Origin of the sequence: Citrobacter freundii complex sp. 2024EL-00216 (assembly GCF_043945515.1) — a bacterium.
GTDB classification, from domain to species: domain Bacteria; phylum Pseudomonadota; class Gammaproteobacteria; order Enterobacterales; family Enterobacteriaceae; genus Citrobacter; species Citrobacter portucalensis.
The window spans coordinates 1-17,603 of the sequence record NZ_JBIMRA010000030.1 but is presented as its reverse complement, the minus strand read 5'-3'; the positions used below and the strand labels follow the sequence as shown (position 1 = coordinate 17,603).

24 protein-coding genes and 1 pseudogene are annotated in these 17,603 nt (G+C 45.3%); 22 read left to right on the top strand and 3 right to left on the bottom strand.

Annotation, left to right across the window (positions count from 1 at the left end; translation table 11 throughout):
• Nucleotide 1: 1 nt before the first annotated feature.
• From ACHHZ7_RS23020 to dqlB, 20 genes are all read left to right on the top strand, one after another.
• Entirely contained in the window at nt 2-931 is a 930-nt protein-coding gene (locus ACHHZ7_RS23020) for a TrbG/VirB9 family P-type conjugative transfer protein (RefSeq protein ID WP_044715170.1), read from the top strand.
• Nucleotides 928-2,139, top strand: coding sequence for a VirB10/TraB/TrbI family type IV secretion system protein (gene virB10 / locus ACHHZ7_RS23015; RefSeq protein WP_044715172.1), 1,212 nt, complete (start codon nt 928-930; stop codon nt 2,137-2,139). Before ACHHZ7_RS23020 ends, virB10 begins: the two co-directional genes overlap by 4 nt.
• 23 nt (nt 2,140-2,162) lie before the next feature.
• Nucleotides 2,163-3,194 (top strand): P-type DNA transfer ATPase VirB11, encoded by a 1,032-nt coding sequence (virB11, locus tag ACHHZ7_RS23010; protein WP_044715211.1) that lies wholly within the window; start codon nt 2,163-2,165, stop codon nt 3,192-3,194.
• A 2-nt stretch (nt 3,195-3,196) separates the two neighbouring features.
• The gene (locus ACHHZ7_RS23005) at nt 3,197-5,032 is read left to right on the top strand and encodes a type IV secretory system conjugative DNA transfer family protein (RefSeq protein WP_044715174.1); all 1,836 of its coding nucleotides are present in this window, start codon (nt 3,197-3,199) and stop codon (nt 5,030-5,032) included.
• Nucleotides 5,029-5,424 (top strand): cag pathogenicity island Cag12 family protein, encoded by a 396-nt coding sequence (locus ACHHZ7_RS23000; protein ID WP_047389764.1) that lies wholly within the window; start codon nt 5,029-5,031, stop codon nt 5,422-5,424. The genes ACHHZ7_RS23005 and ACHHZ7_RS23000 overlap by 4 nt, the downstream gene beginning before the upstream one ends.
• Before the next feature lie 4 nt (nt 5,425-5,428).
• Nucleotides 5,429-5,767, top strand: coding sequence for a hypothetical protein (locus ACHHZ7_RS22995; protein ID WP_225622178.1), 339 nt, complete (start codon nt 5,429-5,431; stop codon nt 5,765-5,767).
• 68 nt (nt 5,768-5,835) lie between these two features.
• Nucleotides 5,836-6,039: a hypothetical protein gene (locus tag ACHHZ7_RS22990; RefSeq protein ID WP_044715181.1), complete on the top strand. Its 204-nt coding sequence runs from the start codon at nt 5,836-5,838 to the stop codon at nt 6,037-6,039.
• Nucleotides 6,040-6,044: 5 nt separating this feature from the next.
• Nucleotides 6,045-6,380, top strand: coding sequence for a hypothetical protein (locus tag ACHHZ7_RS22985; RefSeq protein ID WP_052132601.1), 336 nt, complete (start codon nt 6,045-6,047; stop codon nt 6,378-6,380).
• The gene (locus ACHHZ7_RS22980) at nt 6,377-6,847 is read left to right on the top strand and encodes a thermonuclease family protein (protein ID WP_044715183.1); all 471 of its coding nucleotides are present in this window, start codon (nt 6,377-6,379) and stop codon (nt 6,845-6,847) included. The genes ACHHZ7_RS22985 and ACHHZ7_RS22980 overlap by 4 nt, the downstream gene beginning before the upstream one ends.
• Nucleotides 6,848-6,861: 14 nt before the next feature.
• Nucleotides 6,862-7,635: a hypothetical protein gene (locus ACHHZ7_RS22975; RefSeq protein ID WP_044715185.1), complete on the top strand. Its 774-nt coding sequence runs from the start codon at nt 6,862-6,864 to the stop codon at nt 7,633-7,635.
• Nucleotides 7,636-7,646: 11 nt separating this feature from the next.
• Complete coding sequence (locus ACHHZ7_RS22970) at nt 7,647-8,303, top strand: hypothetical protein (RefSeq protein WP_044715189.1); 657 nt, start codon at nt 7,647-7,649, stop codon at nt 8,301-8,303.
• Nucleotides 8,304-8,305: 2 nt separating this feature from the next.
• Nucleotides 8,306-8,962, top strand: a complete 657-nt coding sequence (locus ACHHZ7_RS22965) for a hypothetical protein (RefSeq protein WP_052132602.1) — start codon at nt 8,306-8,308, stop codon at nt 8,960-8,962.
• Between the two features lies 1 nt (nt 8,963).
• Nucleotides 8,964-11,285, top strand: coding sequence for a type IA DNA topoisomerase (gene topB / locus ACHHZ7_RS22960; protein ID WP_047741497.1), 2,322 nt, complete (start codon nt 8,964-8,966; stop codon nt 11,283-11,285).
• Complete coding sequence (hha, locus tag ACHHZ7_RS22955) at nt 11,285-11,494, top strand: hemolysin expression modulator Hha (protein WP_044715194.1); 210 nt, start codon at nt 11,285-11,287, stop codon at nt 11,492-11,494. Before topB ends, hha begins: the two co-directional genes overlap by 1 nt.
• Nucleotides 11,495-11,512: 18 nt before the next feature.
• On the top strand, nt 11,513-11,968 hold the full coding sequence (locus ACHHZ7_RS22950) for an H-NS family nucleoid-associated regulatory protein (protein WP_044715196.1): 456 nt from the start codon (nt 11,513-11,515) through the stop codon (nt 11,966-11,968).
• 48 nt (nt 11,969-12,016) lie between these two features.
• Nucleotides 12,017-12,286 (top strand): hypothetical protein, encoded by a 270-nt coding sequence (locus ACHHZ7_RS22945; RefSeq protein WP_044715198.1) that lies wholly within the window; start codon nt 12,017-12,019, stop codon nt 12,284-12,286.
• A gap of 210 nt (nt 12,287-12,496) precedes the next feature.
• Nucleotides 12,497-12,730, top strand: coding sequence for an antirestriction protein ArdR (locus ACHHZ7_RS22940; protein ID WP_047389767.1), 234 nt, complete (start codon nt 12,497-12,499; stop codon nt 12,728-12,730).
• 2 nt (nt 12,731-12,732) lie between these two features.
• The gene (locus ACHHZ7_RS22935) at nt 12,733-13,551 is read left to right on the top strand and encodes a SprT-like domain-containing protein (protein ID WP_040080118.1); all 819 of its coding nucleotides are present in this window, start codon (nt 12,733-12,735) and stop codon (nt 13,549-13,551) included.
• Between the two features lie 110 nt (nt 13,552-13,661).
• Nucleotides 13,662-13,922 (top strand): hypothetical protein, encoded by a 261-nt coding sequence (locus ACHHZ7_RS22930; protein WP_047389771.1) that lies wholly within the window; start codon nt 13,662-13,664, stop codon nt 13,920-13,922.
• Nucleotides 13,923-14,457: 535 nt separating this feature from the next.
• Nucleotides 14,458-14,553 carry a DinQ-like type I toxin DqlB gene (dqlB, locus tag ACHHZ7_RS22925; protein WP_000609145.1) on the top strand — a complete coding sequence of 32 codons (96 nt, stop codon included), beginning with the start codon at nt 14,458-14,460 and terminating at the stop codon, nt 14,551-14,553.
• A gap of 185 nt (nt 14,554-14,738) precedes the next feature.
• Here the strand turns inward: dqlB and ACHHZ7_RS22920 are convergent, their stop codons facing one another.
• On the bottom strand, nt 14,739-14,981 hold the full coding sequence (locus tag ACHHZ7_RS22920) for a hypothetical protein (protein WP_052132603.1): 243 nt from the start codon (nt 14,979-14,981) through the stop codon (nt 14,739-14,741).
• Between the two features lie 1,060 nt (nt 14,982-16,041).
• Here ACHHZ7_RS22920 and ACHHZ7_RS22915 point away from each other — a divergent pair.
• Complete coding sequence (locus ACHHZ7_RS22915; RefSeq protein WP_047389775.1) at nt 16,042-16,284, top strand: type II toxin-antitoxin system ParD family antitoxin; 243 nt, start codon at nt 16,042-16,044, stop codon at nt 16,282-16,284.
• A complete protein-coding gene (locus tag ACHHZ7_RS22910) occupies nt 16,277-16,561 on the top strand; it encodes a type II toxin-antitoxin system RelE/ParE family toxin (protein ID WP_047389778.1) in 285 nt (94 codons plus the stop codon). Before ACHHZ7_RS22915 ends, ACHHZ7_RS22910 begins: the two co-directional genes overlap by 8 nt.
• Before the next feature lie 131 nt (nt 16,562-16,692).
• On the opposite strand, the gene ACHHZ7_RS22905 is transcribed toward ACHHZ7_RS22910, so the two are convergent.
• Together ACHHZ7_RS22905 and ACHHZ7_RS22900 are read right to left on the bottom strand one after the other, a co-directional pair.
• Complete coding sequence (locus ACHHZ7_RS22905) at nt 16,693-16,920, bottom strand: plasmid partition protein ParG (RefSeq protein ID WP_047389780.1); 228 nt, start codon at nt 16,918-16,920, stop codon at nt 16,693-16,695.
• A gap of 38 nt (nt 16,921-16,958) precedes the next feature.
• Nucleotides 16,959-17,498: pseudogene (locus ACHHZ7_RS22900) on the bottom strand (AAA family ATPase); the annotation flags it as partial.
• Nucleotides 17,499-17,603: the final 105 nt, after the last annotated feature.

Here is a 17,603-nt window from a genome sequence, read left to right as displayed (position 1 = left end):
TATGAAAATAAGAAAAGGAGCGTTAGTAATTGCGCTTCTGATGGCTGCGCACATTTGTAATGCGGCAGTACAGCCATCGGGAAGCCGCTTCGATCCACGAAACCAGATTGTCAGTTATAACCCTCAAAATACGACTGTTATTAACAGTGCAGTCGGCTATACAACCACACTGGTATTTGATGACGACGAAACTGTTATCAGTGCCAGAACAGGCTTCCCCCAAGGATGGTCGGTGAATAAAGAAGATAATCTTGTTTATGTCGAAGTGAAGCCAGTTAAACAGACGGTGCAGAACAACAACACGGACGAGAACGGAAAGCAGTCATCTGAAGTCGTTAACGTGGCTCTTGACCCTGAAACCGATCTGGAACGCTGGCGAACAAACCTGTTTGTCCGTACCACAAAACGCAATTACAGCATGGAGCTGAACGCCCGGACGTTTCGCCAGCCGGATAAAATTGCTTTTGTTGTGAATTACCAGTACCCGCAGGAAAGGCGTAAAGAGCAGGCCGAGATCGAGAAAAAAAGGATTGAGGCTTACAACAAGCGGCAGGAAGAAAAAACCATCAACAACGCGCTTGAAAATGCCAAATCTCCGCGCAACTGGCAGTACTGGAAGCGAGTTGCTGAAGGTAGCCAGGATATCAGCCCGGATTATGCATATGACGATGGCCGTTATACCTGGTTTGGATTCAGCCCACTGAAGAAAATCCCGAGTATTTTTGTCATGAGCGGCGATCAGGAAACCCTGACTAATCCGGTAGTGAAGAAAAGCAGCAGTTTTACCGTTGTGGGTGTGCCTGTAGACCAGCGTTTTGTGTTGCGTATCGGAAATCAGGTTGTCGGGGTTGAAAATCGGGGCTTTGGCAAAGTCCGGCTTCCGGCAGGAGACACCGTATCTCCGAAAGTTGAAAAAGAGGTGATCCAGTGAGCGAACAGGAAAATAAAACTCTCACCGCCGTTGAAATTGAGCGGGAACTGCGCGAACGGCGACAGAAAGAGCTTGAGCAGGCCGACAAAACAGATAAAGAGGAGGATTCAGGACGGCCAGCTAACAGCCTGGGCATCGAGAAGCTTAAAAAATCACGTAAGGGGCTAATCATCATTGTGGCCGCCTTTGTTCTGCTGGCTGCTGGGGTATCCGTCTATTATGTCCCTTCCATCATCCGTTCAATGTCCAGTAATGACGAAAAACCAGCCAGTAGTGATGTGGCTACGGGGTCGGTGAAGCGTCAGACCGGGTTAAGCGATGACGTTGACCCTTTTAATTCTGACCAAAAGACGCAGGGCGGGCAGGAAGAGAAAAAAGGGGATAACAACAGCGGGAAAGCTGAAGCAGCGCCAGAAAGCGTACAGCATAACTTCAGCCGTGCGCTTGATGTGTCTTATGGTGGCAGTAGCTCTGCGGCATCGGGAGGTTCCGGCAGCGCCTCAACACAAACAGCCAGTGAAACCAAAGGTGGAGGTAATACCAGCACGACACAGGAGGTCGAGCCTGTTAATGCCGGAGCGCCCGTATCGCTGTCGAAAATTACCAGGGTTCCCTATGATCCCAATCTATTTATTCCAGAAAATACGGGCATACCCTGTTCACTGGACAGAAAGTTTATCTCTGATCTCGCAGGAAAACTGGTCTGCACGGTTAATTCTGACATTTACAGTGCCAACGGTAATGTAAAACTCATCGAAAAAGGAACTGCCGCCCATGTGATTTATAAAGCCGGTTCCCTTCAGCACGGTCAGGGCGCTGTATTCCTTATGGCGACCAAACTGAGAACACGCACTGCACCGTTTATCGATATTCCGCTGATTGATACACAGGCGGCTGGGCCATTAGGTGAGGCCGGAGCGTCAGGCTGGATTGATACGCATTTTTGGGAGCGTTTTTCCGGGGCTATGATGGTTGGCATGATCCCCGATGTGGCTCAGTGGGCGAGTGGAGCCGCTAAAAACAATAAGGATAACCAGACGGACTATACCGCAAACAGCCGACAGGCTTTTGCTGATATCGCCCGTGAAGCCTTTTCTAACAGTGTGAATATTCCACCAACGCTTTATAAAAATCAGGGGGAGATTATTACTCTGATTGTCGGTCAGGATCTGGATTTCTCAGGTATCTATAAACTGAAAATGCGATAAGAGGTCAGGTAATGCAGGGTGATATTAATACTGAAAATCGCCATATTGTTTACGATATCGTGAATGATTATTTTCATCAGTGGCTAAATAGTGTGGAGGGTTTAACCGAGATTGCCGTAAATCGTCCCGGTGAACTGTTTGTTAAAGTCAGGGGTAAATGGCAGCAACACCAAACGAATATGACTTTTGGTGACTGTATGTCATTTGCTGGGGCAATTTCTGATTATCATGATGGGGGTTCTGTTACGCCAGAATATCCATTGCGCTCTGCCACGCTCCCCCTTGGGGAGCGCGTACAGATTGTCATCCCCCCGGCAACGGAACGTGAAACGGTATCAATCACAATTCGTAAGCCGTCCAGTGTTTTTATTGACCATGAAACATTCGTTAAACAGGGTTTCTACTCGAAGCTAAATCAGGGCGCTGATTTCAGGAATAAAGAGGACGAATTATCTTTAATGTTTAAAGATAATCGTTTTGAACGGTTTATTCCTGAATGTCTGGTTAAAGGTAAAACGATGGTGTTCTGTGCCGGAACCGGAGCCGGGAAAACCACGTTTGCAAATGCCTGTCTGCAATACATCCCTCATCATCTGCGATGTGTTTCAATAGAAGATACTGATGAGGCAAAATTCCGTTTTCATAAAAACCATGTGAAGCTGTATTACCCGTCAGAGGGTGAAAGTATCGTTGTTAACTCGGCCTCTCTACTACGTTCTGGTTTTCGTATGAATCCAGACAGGATACTGATGACAGAAGTTCGTGGCGCGGAAGCCTGGGATTTTCTTAAAGGTTCAAGTTCCGGCCACGCAGGAAACATAACCACGGTACATGAAAGCACGCCTGAAGATGCTGTGCTTGGCCTTGTTCAGCGGTGTTATATGAACCCGGAATGCCAGAATCTGCCCTATAACATTATACTGCGAAGGGTTTTGAGCAACGTCGATGTAATCATGAGTATTAAGTACATTGATGACGAAGATCTACGCTTTGCATCGGGTATTTACTATCGCGATATTCACTTTCAGGAATACTTTGAAAAGCTGAAGGAGTGATCATGTCTCTTAAACTCCCTGATAAAGGGCAGTGGCTCTTTATCGGTTTTGTTATGTGTCTTTTTACGTATTATGCAGGTTCTGTTGCTGTCTACTTTTTTAATGGTAAAACGCCACTGTTCATATGGAAGAACTTCGACTCTATGTTACTCTGGCGACTCATGACAGAAAGTAATATACGGTCAGATATCAGAATTACGGCAATGCCCGCTCTTCTTTCTGGTTTAGCTGCCTCAGTTATCGTTCCCGTTTTTATTATCTGGCAATTGAATAAAAAAGATTTTTCTCTCTATGGTGATGCGAAATTTGCCAGCGATGATGATTTAAAAAAATCAAAGCTGCTAAAATGGGAGAAAGAGAATGACGACGATATACTTGTCGGCGCTTACAAGGGAAAATATCTCTGGTATACGGCTCCTGATTTTGTTTCGCTGGGTGCAGGTACACGCGCGGGTAAAGGTGCTGCAATAGGAATTCCTAATCTTCTGGTAAGAAAGCACTCTCTTATTGCTTTAGACCCAAAACAGGAACTGTGGAAAATCACCAGTAAAGTTCGCGAGGTGATTCTCCAGAATAAAGTTTTTTTGTTAGACCCCTTTAACAGTAAAACGCATAAGTTTAACCCGCTTTTCTATATTGATTTAAAAGCTGAGAGTGGCGCTAAAGACTTACTGAAGCTGATAGAAATTCTGTTCCCGTCTTATGGTATGACGGGAGCCGAAGCCCACTTTAACAACCTTGCCGGGCAATACTGGACTGGCCTTGCAAAACTGCTTCACTTTTTTATCAATTACGCTCCTGACTGGCTTAACGAATTCAATCTTAAACCCATTTTCTCAATCGGTTCTGTTGTTGACCTTTACAGCAATATTGATCGGGAAAACGTACTGGCTAACCGTGAAGACTTTGAGGGGATAGCGGGATTAGATGAAACGGCATTGTTTCACTTACGGGATGCATTGACGAAAATCCGTGAGTACCACGAAACTGAAGACGAACAGCGTTCAAGTATCGATGGTTCATTCCGTAAAAAAATGAGTCTGTTTTACCTCCCTACCGTCAGAAAATGTACTGACGGTAATGATTTTGACCTTCGCCAGCTGCGCCGGGAAGATATCTCTATTTATGTTGGCGTGAATGCGGAGGATATGTCCCTTGCCTATGACTTCCTGAACCTGTTCTTTAACTTTGTCGTTGAAGTCACATTGAGGGAAAACCCGGATTTTGACCCAACGCTTAAGCATGACTGTTTAATGTTTCTAGATGAGTTCCCTTCAATTGGTTATATGCCGATTATTAAAAAAGGTTCGGGGTACATTGCAGGCTTTAAACTCAAGCTTTTGACGATTTATCAGAATATCAGCCAGCTTAATGAAATCTACGGTATAGAGGGAGCTAAGACTCTGATGAGTGCGCACCCTTGCCGGATTATCTATGCTGTCAGTGAAGAGGATGATGCTAAAAAGATTTCAGAGAAGCTTGGTTATACAACCGCTAAGTCTACTGGTTCCAGTAAAACGAGCGGTCGTTCGACATCAAAAAGCAATTCCGAAAGTGACGCTCAACGCGCTCTGGTACTTCCACAGGAGCTGGGAACGCTGGAGTTTTCAGAGGAGTTTATCATCCTGAAGGGTGAGAACCCTGTTAAAGCCAAAAAAGCCCTTTACTACCTTGATTCGTATTTTATGGACAGGCTTATGCTGGTAAGTCCGAAGCTGGCTGCTTTAACGTCCAGTCTTAACAAGACAAAAAATATCTTTGGTGTTAAGGGGCTTAAATACCCTTCAAAAGAAAAAATGCTTTCCGTAGGTGAGCTTGAATCTGAGGTTTTATTATGAAAAGAATAGTGCTGGCTGGTTTTGTCTTTCTTTCTGCCTGTTCATCACCTCCTGAACCCCCACAGGTTGACTGGAAGAAAAACCCGGAAACAATGAATTCACAGTTAATGGACTGGCAACCTACTTTTACGGTAATTAAATCTGACCGTGTTAATTCATCCTGGATAAAGGTTATAAAAAACTTTACTCCTGAGAACCGTCTTTACGATGATGCGGTTTTCTATGCTGTTGCTCATTCAGACTCAATTATTATTGAAAGTAGCCGGGGTGAAGACTTCTTTACTGCAAAAAACTGGCTTAGGTCTAACGGTGCATATGGATTAATCCAGTACCGATATAAGCGTGATGAATTTGGTGTTAAATCCATCAATATCTATCTTCAGAAAGGATGACATTATGAATGTTCGCAATGTGCTTATAGTTCCGCTCGTTCTTGCTGTGTTGACAACGCCTGCTTTAGCCAAAAAGCATAACCACACTGACGGGTTAAACCAGACGGGTGATCCATGTGAATTGTTAACCTGCATGGCCGGAAAATTACAGGGGGATACACAGCCAGCCTGTCAGACAGTTAATCAGCGCTTTTTCAATGTCCGGGTTTTTACCCCCTACTATAATCCTGAAGCCACAGCAAGGCTTAGGCAAAGTATCTTAAATACCTGTGACGGCGCTGTAATCAATAAAGACAATCTGGAAATGATTATTCAGCGCTATGGTCGCTCATTCCAGGAATAACGATAACCCCGCAAATTTCAGATTTTAATCTGAGATTTGCGGGGTTGAACAACCGAAGGACGTTAGTTATGGATAAAATGATTTTAAAAATGTCACGTCATAATATTCAAACAGTAACGGTTACTCAGAATCTAAGTGATTTGAAAAATACAGGTAATGAGACAGTAAATGCGATTATCGAAAACTGTACCGCTTACATCTCTCTGGTTAATTGCAATGATAAAATTTTTCTGGATGAATGTGACGTTGAGAAACAGGATAAAGAGGATTAAAGATTATGGCGAAGATTATTATGGGATCAGCAGCAGGAAGAGTCAGTGATATTCTGTTTATTTTCATAGGATACTCTAAAACGGTTGCCTCAGTGTTTACTCGGCTACTCTTTTTTATGGCTTGGTTCCCTGTATTGGTTTATGGGTTTTATCGTATCGCCGTTATCTTATGGGGAAGTACATCTGAATCTGAATACTATTACTTTGAGCGTTTTTTTAATTATACAATTAATTTGTATAGCTTGATTATTCCTATGTTGGTAGTTGTTGGTGTTTCAATCATCGTGATTTTCTCACTGTTTAAGATAGGAACTATCATGTGGGAGGAAAAGAAACGATGAAGTGTTTTCTTTATGCTTTTTCTCTTTTTGTAGTCGTGCTTCCAGCTACGTTGTGTGCAGCAGAAATTCAGGGAAAAGTTATCCGTGTGCTCGATGGTGACACCATCGAAGTATTGCAGGATAAAAAGCCCGTCAGGATTCGCCTGGCAAACATCGATGCACCGGAAAAGAAACAGGCTTTCGGGCGCTGGTCAACCAATCAGCTTAAAGGCCTGGTTGCAGCGCTGCCCGTCACGGTGACGTATACGCAGACAGATCGCTACGGGCGTATTATCGGGCGTGTGTTCACGGCGAACGGCACAGAGGCCAACCGCTTTATGGTGCAATCTGGTGCAGCATGGGTTTACGACAAGTACAACAGCGATAATTCATTACCGGCTCTGCAAAGGGCAGCACAGGAACAAAAGCGCGGCCTGTGGGCTGACAGTCAACCAGTGCCGCCGTGGGAATGGCGGCATAGTAAATAAAGAGGAATGAAACGATGATGACTGAATCCGATAAAGAACGTTTCAATAACCGCTTATGTGTTGGTAACTTGCTTGTAAGTGCAGATGTTTATGTTACACCAGGCATGACAGAAAGCGCGGCTGAGGTAAAGTTAATCGTCCCTAACGATGATTATCAAAAGGCAATGGATTTGTATGATCGTATTTGCCAGTTTGCTTTGCTTCATGGTGAAGATTTACAAGGGTTGTTCCAGACAGACAGATATTACTATATGTCATGTTTCGTGCGTGATATTGAAGCATTTAAGAAAGAATTTGAAAATGAGGAGGAGTTAAACCCTTTATTCAATCATGATAAGGGTGAAACGGCTGAGTTTCTTATCAGTTTCCCGGAGAAAGCTAACTATGATGATAAGGAACCAGTTAAACAATCCTTTCTGGAAATCACACAAAAACATGTCGATTCATTAGATGAACTTACATGGGGTAATTTTGAACACAGAGCATTCACTGGCGGAACGGTAGGTTTTGGCATCAATCCCCATACAATGGAACGCATTAACTTTGATGATGAGCGTGACAAAATAACAAAACTATCTCGTAAGGATTTCGTAGCGTCTAATCTCACTGATTCTTTCGAAGATGATTTTTATGTCAATCCTTTGTTCAATAAAGCAGAACAAATTGGTGAGATTGACGGTTATTCCGTTTTCTTCAATCCCAGGGGTTTTTATTTTTACTGGAACAAAGAAACCGAATACCTGCTTGAAAGCTGGCTGACGTTTCCTGCTTATCCGTATGGCTGGTAAAGGAGCCAATAATGAAAGTGAGTTCAATAAAGACGGTTTATGATTTTATGCGTTACTGCCGTATGCCGCTCTGGTTTCAGCGTTCAATCAGGGATATGAAAGTCGGTGACACCTTCATTCTTGGAAAATACACGCAGCCTGTTTCTCACGACAGTGATTCGTTTTGTGTACCTCCGCGCTATTCAGCTTGTCTGGATGGTAGCGAAGCTTGCTTCGTTGCGGAGGCGTGGATAGAAAAAGAGCGCGGGGTATACTCTTTTTACGCTACATGGACATTCCCGACAAAACCAGAACGTGCGCATGTTATGACATTTGGGGAATTCAGAATCCACAAAGGCGGCATTATAGAGTTCGATAATAAAAACGTTGAACCTGACGATAAGAACCATACGGTAAGAAGTTTCGCGCTTGTATCTCGTTATCTCGCGCATATGCTCAACTGCATGTCTGATGAAGATAAAAAAGTCTATTTTAAGAATAACAGTTCTCCTTTATTCAATGGTGTATGGCTGGATAGTGATTGTAATGAAAGGAGACAGCGTGCCGTAGAAGTGGATGGGAAAATTAAACGAGTATGGATTAATTACAAAGATTATATGCCAACGCATCAACTTTCCGCAATTGTTGAAGCTGCCTTTGCTACTGGCGCACTTCAGCTGGAGGATTAAAAATGGAACATGATAAGAAAACAGCACAAGACGCCCTGAAAAAATCGCAAGGGCATGTTCTGGTTCATGGGAGGACGGGGACAGGAAAAAGTAAACTACTCGAAGAAGCAACTATCCCCGATTCGCGTTACTTTGACTTTTCAAAAATGTGCGGTGCAACATGTTATCCAGACTTGCATTTCCTTTGCCGTACTAATGAAGATATTTACTTGGATCATATTCTGGATGCGAAGGAATCCACTGTCATTCTCGATAGTGTAGAATTTTCACAGAACATAAATGATTCATTTCTGTATGATTTTTTAAAAATCATGAGCGCCAGAGGGAAGCGAGTTATTGCTGTTGCATTTACTTCTAACACTCTGGAAAACTTTAAGCCAGTGTTTGAGTATGAAATAGAAACCCGGCGATTAGAAGATGGTTCTTTCACCTGCACAACAACGAGTAAAACAGGCAGCGTGGAGTCATTATTGAAAAACCGATATGTCTGGGAGGATGATGACAATGAAGATACTTTTTCATTAGCAAGGGATGTCAGTGACCAGCTATCAATAATAGTTAACGCCTTTGACAAAGATAATGCACAAGAAATTATCGTTGCGGCAGTGGGCGAAATTCAGTCCTTAGTACAAAAAGATTGTATTGACAGGAGCCATTAATATGAGACTTTTTATTGCTGAAAAACCATCATTAGCAAAAGCGATTTTCGAAGGATTAGGTGGCAACCCTAATACGGAGAAGAAAAACGGTTATTTTGAACACGGCGCTGATGCTGTTACCTGGTGTTATGGTCATATGCTTGAGCTTTATGACCCGCAGGATTATGACGAAAAATATGCTAACTGGCGATTCAGCGATTTACCGATTAAAGCCGTTTATCCACCCACGTACAAACTAAAACCTGAATCTGAAGCACAGACCCGCATTATTCTGTCGCTGATAGAAAAAGCCGATAGCATTGTTCATGCTGGCGACCCCGACGATGAAGGGTGTTTACTGGTTGATGAGATTTTAGGTTATGCCGGAAACAAGAAGCCCGTCCAGCGGCTGCTGGTTGCCGATCTCAACCTTGCGCCAGTGCAAAAATCGCTGGCAAACATGCAGCCTAACGAAAAATTTCGCGGCATGACAGATAGCGCTTTGGCACGTTCTCTGTGCGATCAGGACTTTGGTTATAATATGACGCGAGGCTGTACGCTCAAAGGCCGTGAGAAGGGATATGACGGTGTTCTGAACGTTGGTCGTGTACAGAGTGCGGTTCTCGGACTGGTGAACATGCGCACGCTGGCAAACCAGAATCACACTGAAAGCTTTTACTACGATGTTTTCGCCAGTCTGAAGATGAACGGGAATCATATTAAGGCGAAATATCAGACAACGGACGGCGATCAGATCGACGATAAAAAACGCCTGATTTCAGAAGCACAGGCCGCGCATATTGCCGAACGGGTAGCGGGTAAGGACGCTATCGTGACGATCGCGACAACTAAACCGGAAAATACCAAACCGCCGCTGCCCTTGAACTTGTCCACGCTTCAGCAACTTTGTGCAAAACGATACGGTTATACGGCTAAGGAAACGCTGGATGTGATGCAGGGGCTGTATGAAACACACAAGCTGCTGACCTATCCCCGCTCTGACAACCGCTATCTTTCAGATGAGCATTTTTATCAGGCCGGGGATATTGCAGTCGCTATCGCGGCCACAATGCCGGAACTGGCGTCGGCAACCGCAGATATGGAGAAGGAACAAAAGCATAAAGCCTTTAACGCCAGTAAGATCGAGGCACACCATGCCATTATTCCGACGACGAAAAGCGGAGCCGGTATTCAGCTCAGTGAGAAAGAGCGGAACGTCTATAACCTGGTGGCCGTCTATTTCATTGGTCTGTTTTACCCGGATGCCATCCGTGACAAAACAAAAATTCACTTCGATATTAAAGGTGATACCTTCACGGCCACACAAAGCGTTCTGATACAAAAGGGCTGGGAAGCGCTGGGTAAAGACAATGATGAAGAGGACGATGCCGAAGATGCCGGAACGGGCGGTTTTGATTTATCGACTCTGAAATTTAATGACAGCGGCCTGTGTGAGTCGGCTGACGTGGACAAGAAAAAGACAACTCCAGCCCGCTATTTTACGGAGTCAACGTTACTGGCCGCGATGACCAGTGCGGCAAAATTTATCGATGATCCGGCTCTGAGAAAAGCGCTTGAAGCCAAAGACGAGGGGAGCAGTGACCGGGGCAGTATCGGCACAGAAGCTACCCGTGCGGGTATCCTTGAAAAACTGGCTGCCAATACCGGGCTTATCTCGATAGAGAAAGAAAAGGGCTACTCTGAGTTGGTATGGAAAACAACAAAACAGGGGCAGGAGTTCTGCGCTGCTCTTCCGCCTGAAGTGATTAAACCCAACATATCGGCAATATGGGCTGAAAAACAGGCGCAAATCAAATCCGGCGAACTGACCGTTGAGGATTTTATCAGAGACAACGACGATTATATTCGCGGTTTAATCGACGATCTGGATAAAAACGGGATTAACATTTCGTCTAATGCCACGCCCTGCCCTGTCTGTAGCAAAGGTTTTCTGCGCAAACGTAAGGGGCAGAATGGCTTTTTCTGGGGATGCTCATGTTATCCTGAGTGTAAAACATCATTCCCGGATAAAGATGGAAAACCTGTTACAGAGAAACAGGCTTCTGAGGGGGCAAGCGCCCGTCTTGGTGTCCCCTGCCCTTCCTGTAACAAAGAGATTTTAATCAGGCCAAAAGGCTTTTTCTGTACGGGGTGTGAGTTTAAAATCTGGTCTGAGTTTTCCGGCAAGAAACTGACACAAAATCAGGTTGAAACGGTGATAAAAAAAGGTAAAACCAGCGAGATTAAAGGGTTTACCAGCAAAGCCGGGAAAAAATTTGACGCTGTAGTTACCTTGCAGGATAAATCTACAGGCAAACTTGGTTTTGAGTTCAGGAAAAAATAATGGTGAAAACCAGACAAGACTGGCTTTTCCAGTTAAGAAAGTGCCAACACCGGGAAACCTTAGAGAAAGTTATAGAAAAAAATGAACGCAGCCTTACCGCTGGAGAGCTGGTAACATTTTATTCTGCTGCTGATCACCGATTGGCTGAGATAATCATGAATAAACTGTTTGATAAAATCCCCGCATCAGTCTGGCAACACGTCAGATAACCCATAAAGAGAGGAACTATGAGCGATAATGAAACGTTTGATGCAGCCCGAAGACTTCTGACGAATATTCGTTCTGTCCGTGTCTTTGCGCGTGAAACGAGCTTTGAGCAACTGCTGGAAATGCAGGAAAAGTTGAACGCTGTTATCGAAGAGCGGCGAGAAGATGCTGAACGTGAAGCCGCAGAACGTCAGGAACGTGAGAAAAAACGTCAGGAATTGCTTCAGCTCATCGCTGGGGAAGGTTTTTCTCCTGAAGAGTTGCTTGGTCTGACCGACGATGCGCCAAATGCACGTAAGAGTAAATTGCCGAAAGCACCGCCAAAGTATCAGTTTGAAGAAAATGGCGAAGTTAAATTCTGGTCTGGCCGTGGACGTTCGCCAAAACCGATTGATGAAGCGTTAAAGGCTGGCCGTTCTCTGGACGATTTTCTTATCAAGAAAGAGCCGTCTGGTTCTGCTGACGATAAACAGTAACTTTATAAGCCCTCCAGGTTGTGCGGAGGGTTTTAAGGAGATTAAAACGTGAGTGACTTATCACCCTACAAACAAATCATCCCGGCAACAGACTGGTATTTCAGGCATGATAATGTCCCCGGTGAGCATGGCGAATCGACCGTATACCAGCTTGCTGCATGGGCGCTAAAAGAAAATGGGGATATTGTCGGACTGGTGACTGTTCGCGATATCGATACAGGGCATCCTAAGCTGGTAACGCCGCCTCCAGTTCCCGGAGATTACTTGCATAAAGAACAGCTCACCGATGATGAAAAAACGTGGGCGAAAAAGCGTTGAGTCGTTTCCCCCCTCAAGCCTCTGTACCGGAGGCTTCCTTAATCCTGCCAGCAAAGATACCTTCTGCAGCTGATGCGGCCGCGCAATAATGCCAGCATAATTCCTTTCTCGATGCCAGTCGGCGACCCAAAATGCCAGCAAAAATGATTGCATTCGGTTTCGGGCTACTATATTTTATCTGTATCGTACAATACAGATAAGGGTGAGCATATGGATCATGTCGGAATAGCAAAGGTATGGCGTCAGCGGAATCAGGAACATGCTGATTCCTGTGTTGTGCTTATATGGGATGGCGAGGCGTATGGCTGGAAAAACGTTCTCCGCGATCCACAGCATGAACGCCCAGGAGCAATTGCCGTCGATGCCGAAGGTAATATGTTTATTGCCGAGGGCGGGAATGACTATGACGGCGCTAAATGCTGGGTAGTCTTTCAGGAGTCCTGATAATGACCAGAGCCACAGAACGCGCTTACAACGAGCTACAGCAGGCGTTTGATTTCTACAATCAGAGGCTGTTTAACGGCGAACTTCCCGACTGCCTGATCACCTTCCAGCGCGGTAAAAACACGATGGGCTATTTCAGCTTCAGACGTTTTGTTGCTGCTGATGGCAGCGGCAAAATGATTGATGAGATTGCCCTGAATCCTGAGTATTTTCCGGCATATCCGCTTATTGAAGTTATGCAGACTCTGGTTCATGAACAGTGTCATATGTGGCAATTTCACTTTGGTAACCCTTCCCGCAAGACGTACCACAATGCGCAGTGGGCGGCCAAAATGGAAAGCATCGGACTAATGCCCTCTTCCACCGGGAGACCTGGTGGCGCGAAAGTCGGCCAGAAAATTAACGACTATCCGATCCCCGGCGGTCGCTTCCAGCTTGTCACACTGGAACTGTTTCAGGGGCAATTTGCGTTGAGCTGGTTTGACCGCTTCCCCGTTCAGGTTGAACAACAGAAAGACATGACCGCCGTTATCGAACAATGGCGGGAAACGCTGGCTCAGGCGCATCAGAATGCAGGCTCCGGCATTGATATTGAAGCGGTGCTGTCAATGGCTCTGTTACCGTCAGTGACGCCACAGAACGGGAACGCAGATTCAGAAGTTATAGCCGGGAGCAATACGTCCTTTGTTGCGGCGTTTGAGGACAAGCCTAAACGGAACAAGGCAAAATATCAGTGTCCGGGGTGCGGTGCTGCTGTGTGGGGTAAGGCCGGGTTGAATATCCATTGCGGAGATTGTGAACAAGCTTTCAGAGAAAGCTAAGTGCCAGCAAAATTCTACGACCGCAGCAGTTGGCCATCGATTTTTTGCCAGCAAATCTTTCTTCCGGATTCGTGCCGGCGTGATAAAAATGACAGCAAAAGAGGTTTTCTATGGGGCATTACACCATCAGAACAAATGACGATGAAGATCAGGTTATCAGAAAGGCGCAGGAGGCTACCGGAATGGCGTCAGCCAGTAAAGCCTTTATGACGGCCATCCTTGAGCTTCAGCGTAACAGAGACGAGATAACGCAGCTCAGGCGCTCACTAGCGCAAGAAAAAGCGCGGAGTCAGGAGCTAGTATCATCGGTGAATCAATTCCGTTCCAGCCTGAATACTATGTTCGGGCTGGCCGACAACGGCAAAAGTTAATATCATCAGTTTTGTCAGGGCGTAGTTGGGGGCTTTCTTTCACGGGGGATGGCGACGCTTCAGTTTAAAAAATCGGGATTACCTCCCTTCACTCGAACTCAGATTTCACGTAGCGCACGCTGTTTCAGACGCAAAAAAGCCCGACTGGTGAGATCGGGCTTTTTTGTTTTCCGGTTCGGAGTTGGTGCTCTGGCCGGGGAAGTCACTCTACATCTAACACCCATAATATTATGGCACTTGACACAGGCTGTCCAGTGGCAGTTGACACAAGTTGTCAACTGACTGAATTACAGCATGAGTTTCGCCAGCAGATCGGTATAATTGCGGGGTTAGCTCTGTAAGTGGCCTCCCTGCCCTTCCCCGTTCCGGCGGGTATGAATAGTTTCAAAAGTCCTGGCTGAACAAACAGGTGGTGCTGTGTTTGGTGCTCTGGCAGGAGGAAGTCACTCTACATCTAACAATGCGAGAGAACCGTTGTGACAGGCAGTGTATGAGTAAGCAACGGTGATTTCCTCCAGCTTATCTGGAGAACCGGATGATTAATCTGTTAATCATCGTTCTTAGAGCGGTAGCGGCGCTGGCAAACGCGCTGATTGCTATTCTGGAACTGATCCGCCAGTTCATCGATTGATGAATACGGAAACGTAACTAAGGCTGGGGGCTAACCACCTCCGGCCTTTAATAAAAACATCGTTTAGTTACAACATTCATCTGATGCACATAAACTCCCCCCCACCTAACCTTTTAGCTCGCATCATTTCTATAGTGTGCTGGGGCGCTCACCGAAGCTTCATAAAACCACATTGAATGTTGTAACTACACATACCATCCGCCGTCATACTCATTCCAGCTCTTGCCTGTTTTCTCGTTTGTCAGCGTCATATCATCCACGACACAATTCCTCATGTCAGCGAACATATTGATTTCACGGAATAAATCATCAATCTGTTCTTTTAAATCCTCATCGTTTTCATACGTAAGGAACAGACGGTATTCATTATTATCAAGGTCTTCCCCCTCAAAATCCGCCTCAACCAACCATGCTATTTCTTCCTTCACCTTTTTCTTCCCTCTGGTGAACTTACTGCCATTAGCTACCGGAACCCACAGAATGGCCGCAAGGCGCTTTTCAGGCTCAGGAACTGGCGGCTGGTTACGCGACTTGGGGTCAGTTTGGAGATCGGAAATTTTTGTACGTTAAGCGCATTATTTAACCAATCTTGGTTCGTAAGGGGTTGATTTTGCGTCAGTGGCTATCGCTTTTAAGTTGTCGCTCTTGCAGTATCGCATTTAGGTTATCCGATTAAGGTCAAACCTCTGAAAATGCCGTATAGCGCGGGAGTACACCCTATTGCTACAGGTAAGCCTGTTCAAAAAACAGGCTTACCGTACAATAATTCTCTATATCCAAACTGACCCCATATACACCACCTAACCCCCCAACAGTTCGAAAAAATGGTCTGGACTCAACTTTACCAGCTTGAGCTGGTAAACATGCAGCAACCAGGTACTGCCCCACCTCACTAAAGAACCTGCTTATTAAAATCCGTTTCATTGCGGAGGTATCCCCGCGTCCGTCGGTTAGTATTGCTGAATAATTAACCTGCACCTGCACCTGCACCTGCACCGAAACTATCAACTTTCATCCATAACACTCGTGATAATAGGTACGTCATATCTTTTATACACAATTATCTGCAAACAGGTTCATGGGGTTATCTGCAATCAACCAATAATTATCTGCAAAACAATCAGGTCTTCGACCTACTTAGTTTCATTAAAGATCTATTTATTCGCTGGATAAGTTCTGTGGATTACGGGGATAAACCAATAATGACCGCCGCTTGCAGCGGCCTAACAGCCGCGCCGGTACGGTACGGTACGGTCACTATGCTCCCCTACAAACTTTAAGTAGCACCTCCGGTCTTTGCCCGGAGGCAGGGAGTCAACTGAATGCACTACAGCGAAAAGGCACTTTTCGCCCTTACCTATCTCTCCGCTAAAAGTCAGCTAAAAACTTGGTCTGGCAGGGAGGGGGGCAAAATCTGGTTAGGTGTGCTCGTTGACACCAGGAGCAAGTATTCCTATTATTGTGTTGATAGTTAACACAGGGGGCGTTATGGCCAGAACAACAAGCGTTACGATTGGCGAACAACTCGATTCGTTTATCAGTCGATTAATAGACAGTGGCCGTTATGGCTCTGCGAGTGAAGTTATGCGTTCTGCTCTGCGATTACTGGAGCAACAGGAAACAAATGATGAAGTTGTTCGCCAGGCAGTAATTACCGGGCTGGAAAGCGGTGAAAGCTCGCTATCACTGCGGGATATTGCAGAAAAAAGAAAGCTGAGACATCGTGTATAAACTCACCGAACGGGCAGCAGACGACTTCGCCGGGATTTATGACTATACGCTCTTGAAATTTGGTGAAGCTCAGGCAGATCATTATACAGACGCACTTGAGGCATTTTTCGAGACACTTGCCGGAATGCCAGATATGGGACGTGACTACCATGCCGTTTCTGGTGTGATGCGCATTGAATTTCAGCGACACGCCATTTTTTATACGGTTCGTGATACGGATATTCTGATTGCACGTATTTTGCACCAACAGATGAACCATAAACGCCATTTACTGTAAATCTAAACACGCTGCCGCGCTTTGCTTGGCCAACACCGATCTGGCACATAAAAAATTTATGCACCAGATCAGTGTTCTCTGAAAGGACTGATGTGTTTTTGAGTTAATGTGTTTTTACTCATTTGAGTTTTTTAACTGTCATTTTCTTTCAGCCAATTATCGACCAAATCCTTTATCACATCAGTAATAGATGTGCCTTGTTTTGCACACGCAGCTTTGAAGCGGATATGTATTTCTTCATCAAAGTTAACATTGACTCTCTTTTGCTTTCCCGTGGGTGTGCTATTGACGACTTTTTCAAGATCCCGATGCTCACCGAAACTCATTGTTTTTGATGTCTGTTGTTTAGTCAGTGCCATACAAACCTCTGAATATGCTAAAATGAGTATATGAGTTTTTACTCAAATGATTCAAGTATTTCTCGTGTCAAAATGGCTATCTCGCCCTTAGCTGCTCCATCGTTGGTATCGAAAACGCTCTCACCCTCCATGACAGATTTAACGTAACTTTGCCGTTGTGTGATCGCAGTTTTAAACGGCTTAATACCCGTCTGAGCAATGCTATCTTTCAGGACGTTAAGCATGGTGGCTTGCTCGATTTTCCGTGTGATGAGGAATCGAGCTTCTACCGGACGATTATAAACCTGGGCTTCCAGCACAGTGACTACAGAACCAGCAGCGGAAAAATCCAGAGGGCTGGGTGTTACTGGGATGATAATCAGGTCGCTGACCATCACCGCTGCGGAAGTAATAACTGACAGAGAACCGGCTCCATCAATAATCACAAAGTCATATTCAGCCAGATCCTTTCTTACCTGGTAAACGTCTTTCTCTGATGCTGCGGTATAAACATCGAATGCTGCTTTCTCTGCTTTGTTCCAGTTAGTCAGGCTCATTTGTGGGTCTGTATCTACAAGGGGTCGGTTCCGGCTGAGGGCGAAATGACACCCTAAGCGTTAGCTCTGTGTCGTTGCACGATGTCAGCGACGGTATTCTTGCTGATACCGAGCTCGCGTGCGATCCAGCGATAGCTGCGTCCCTCG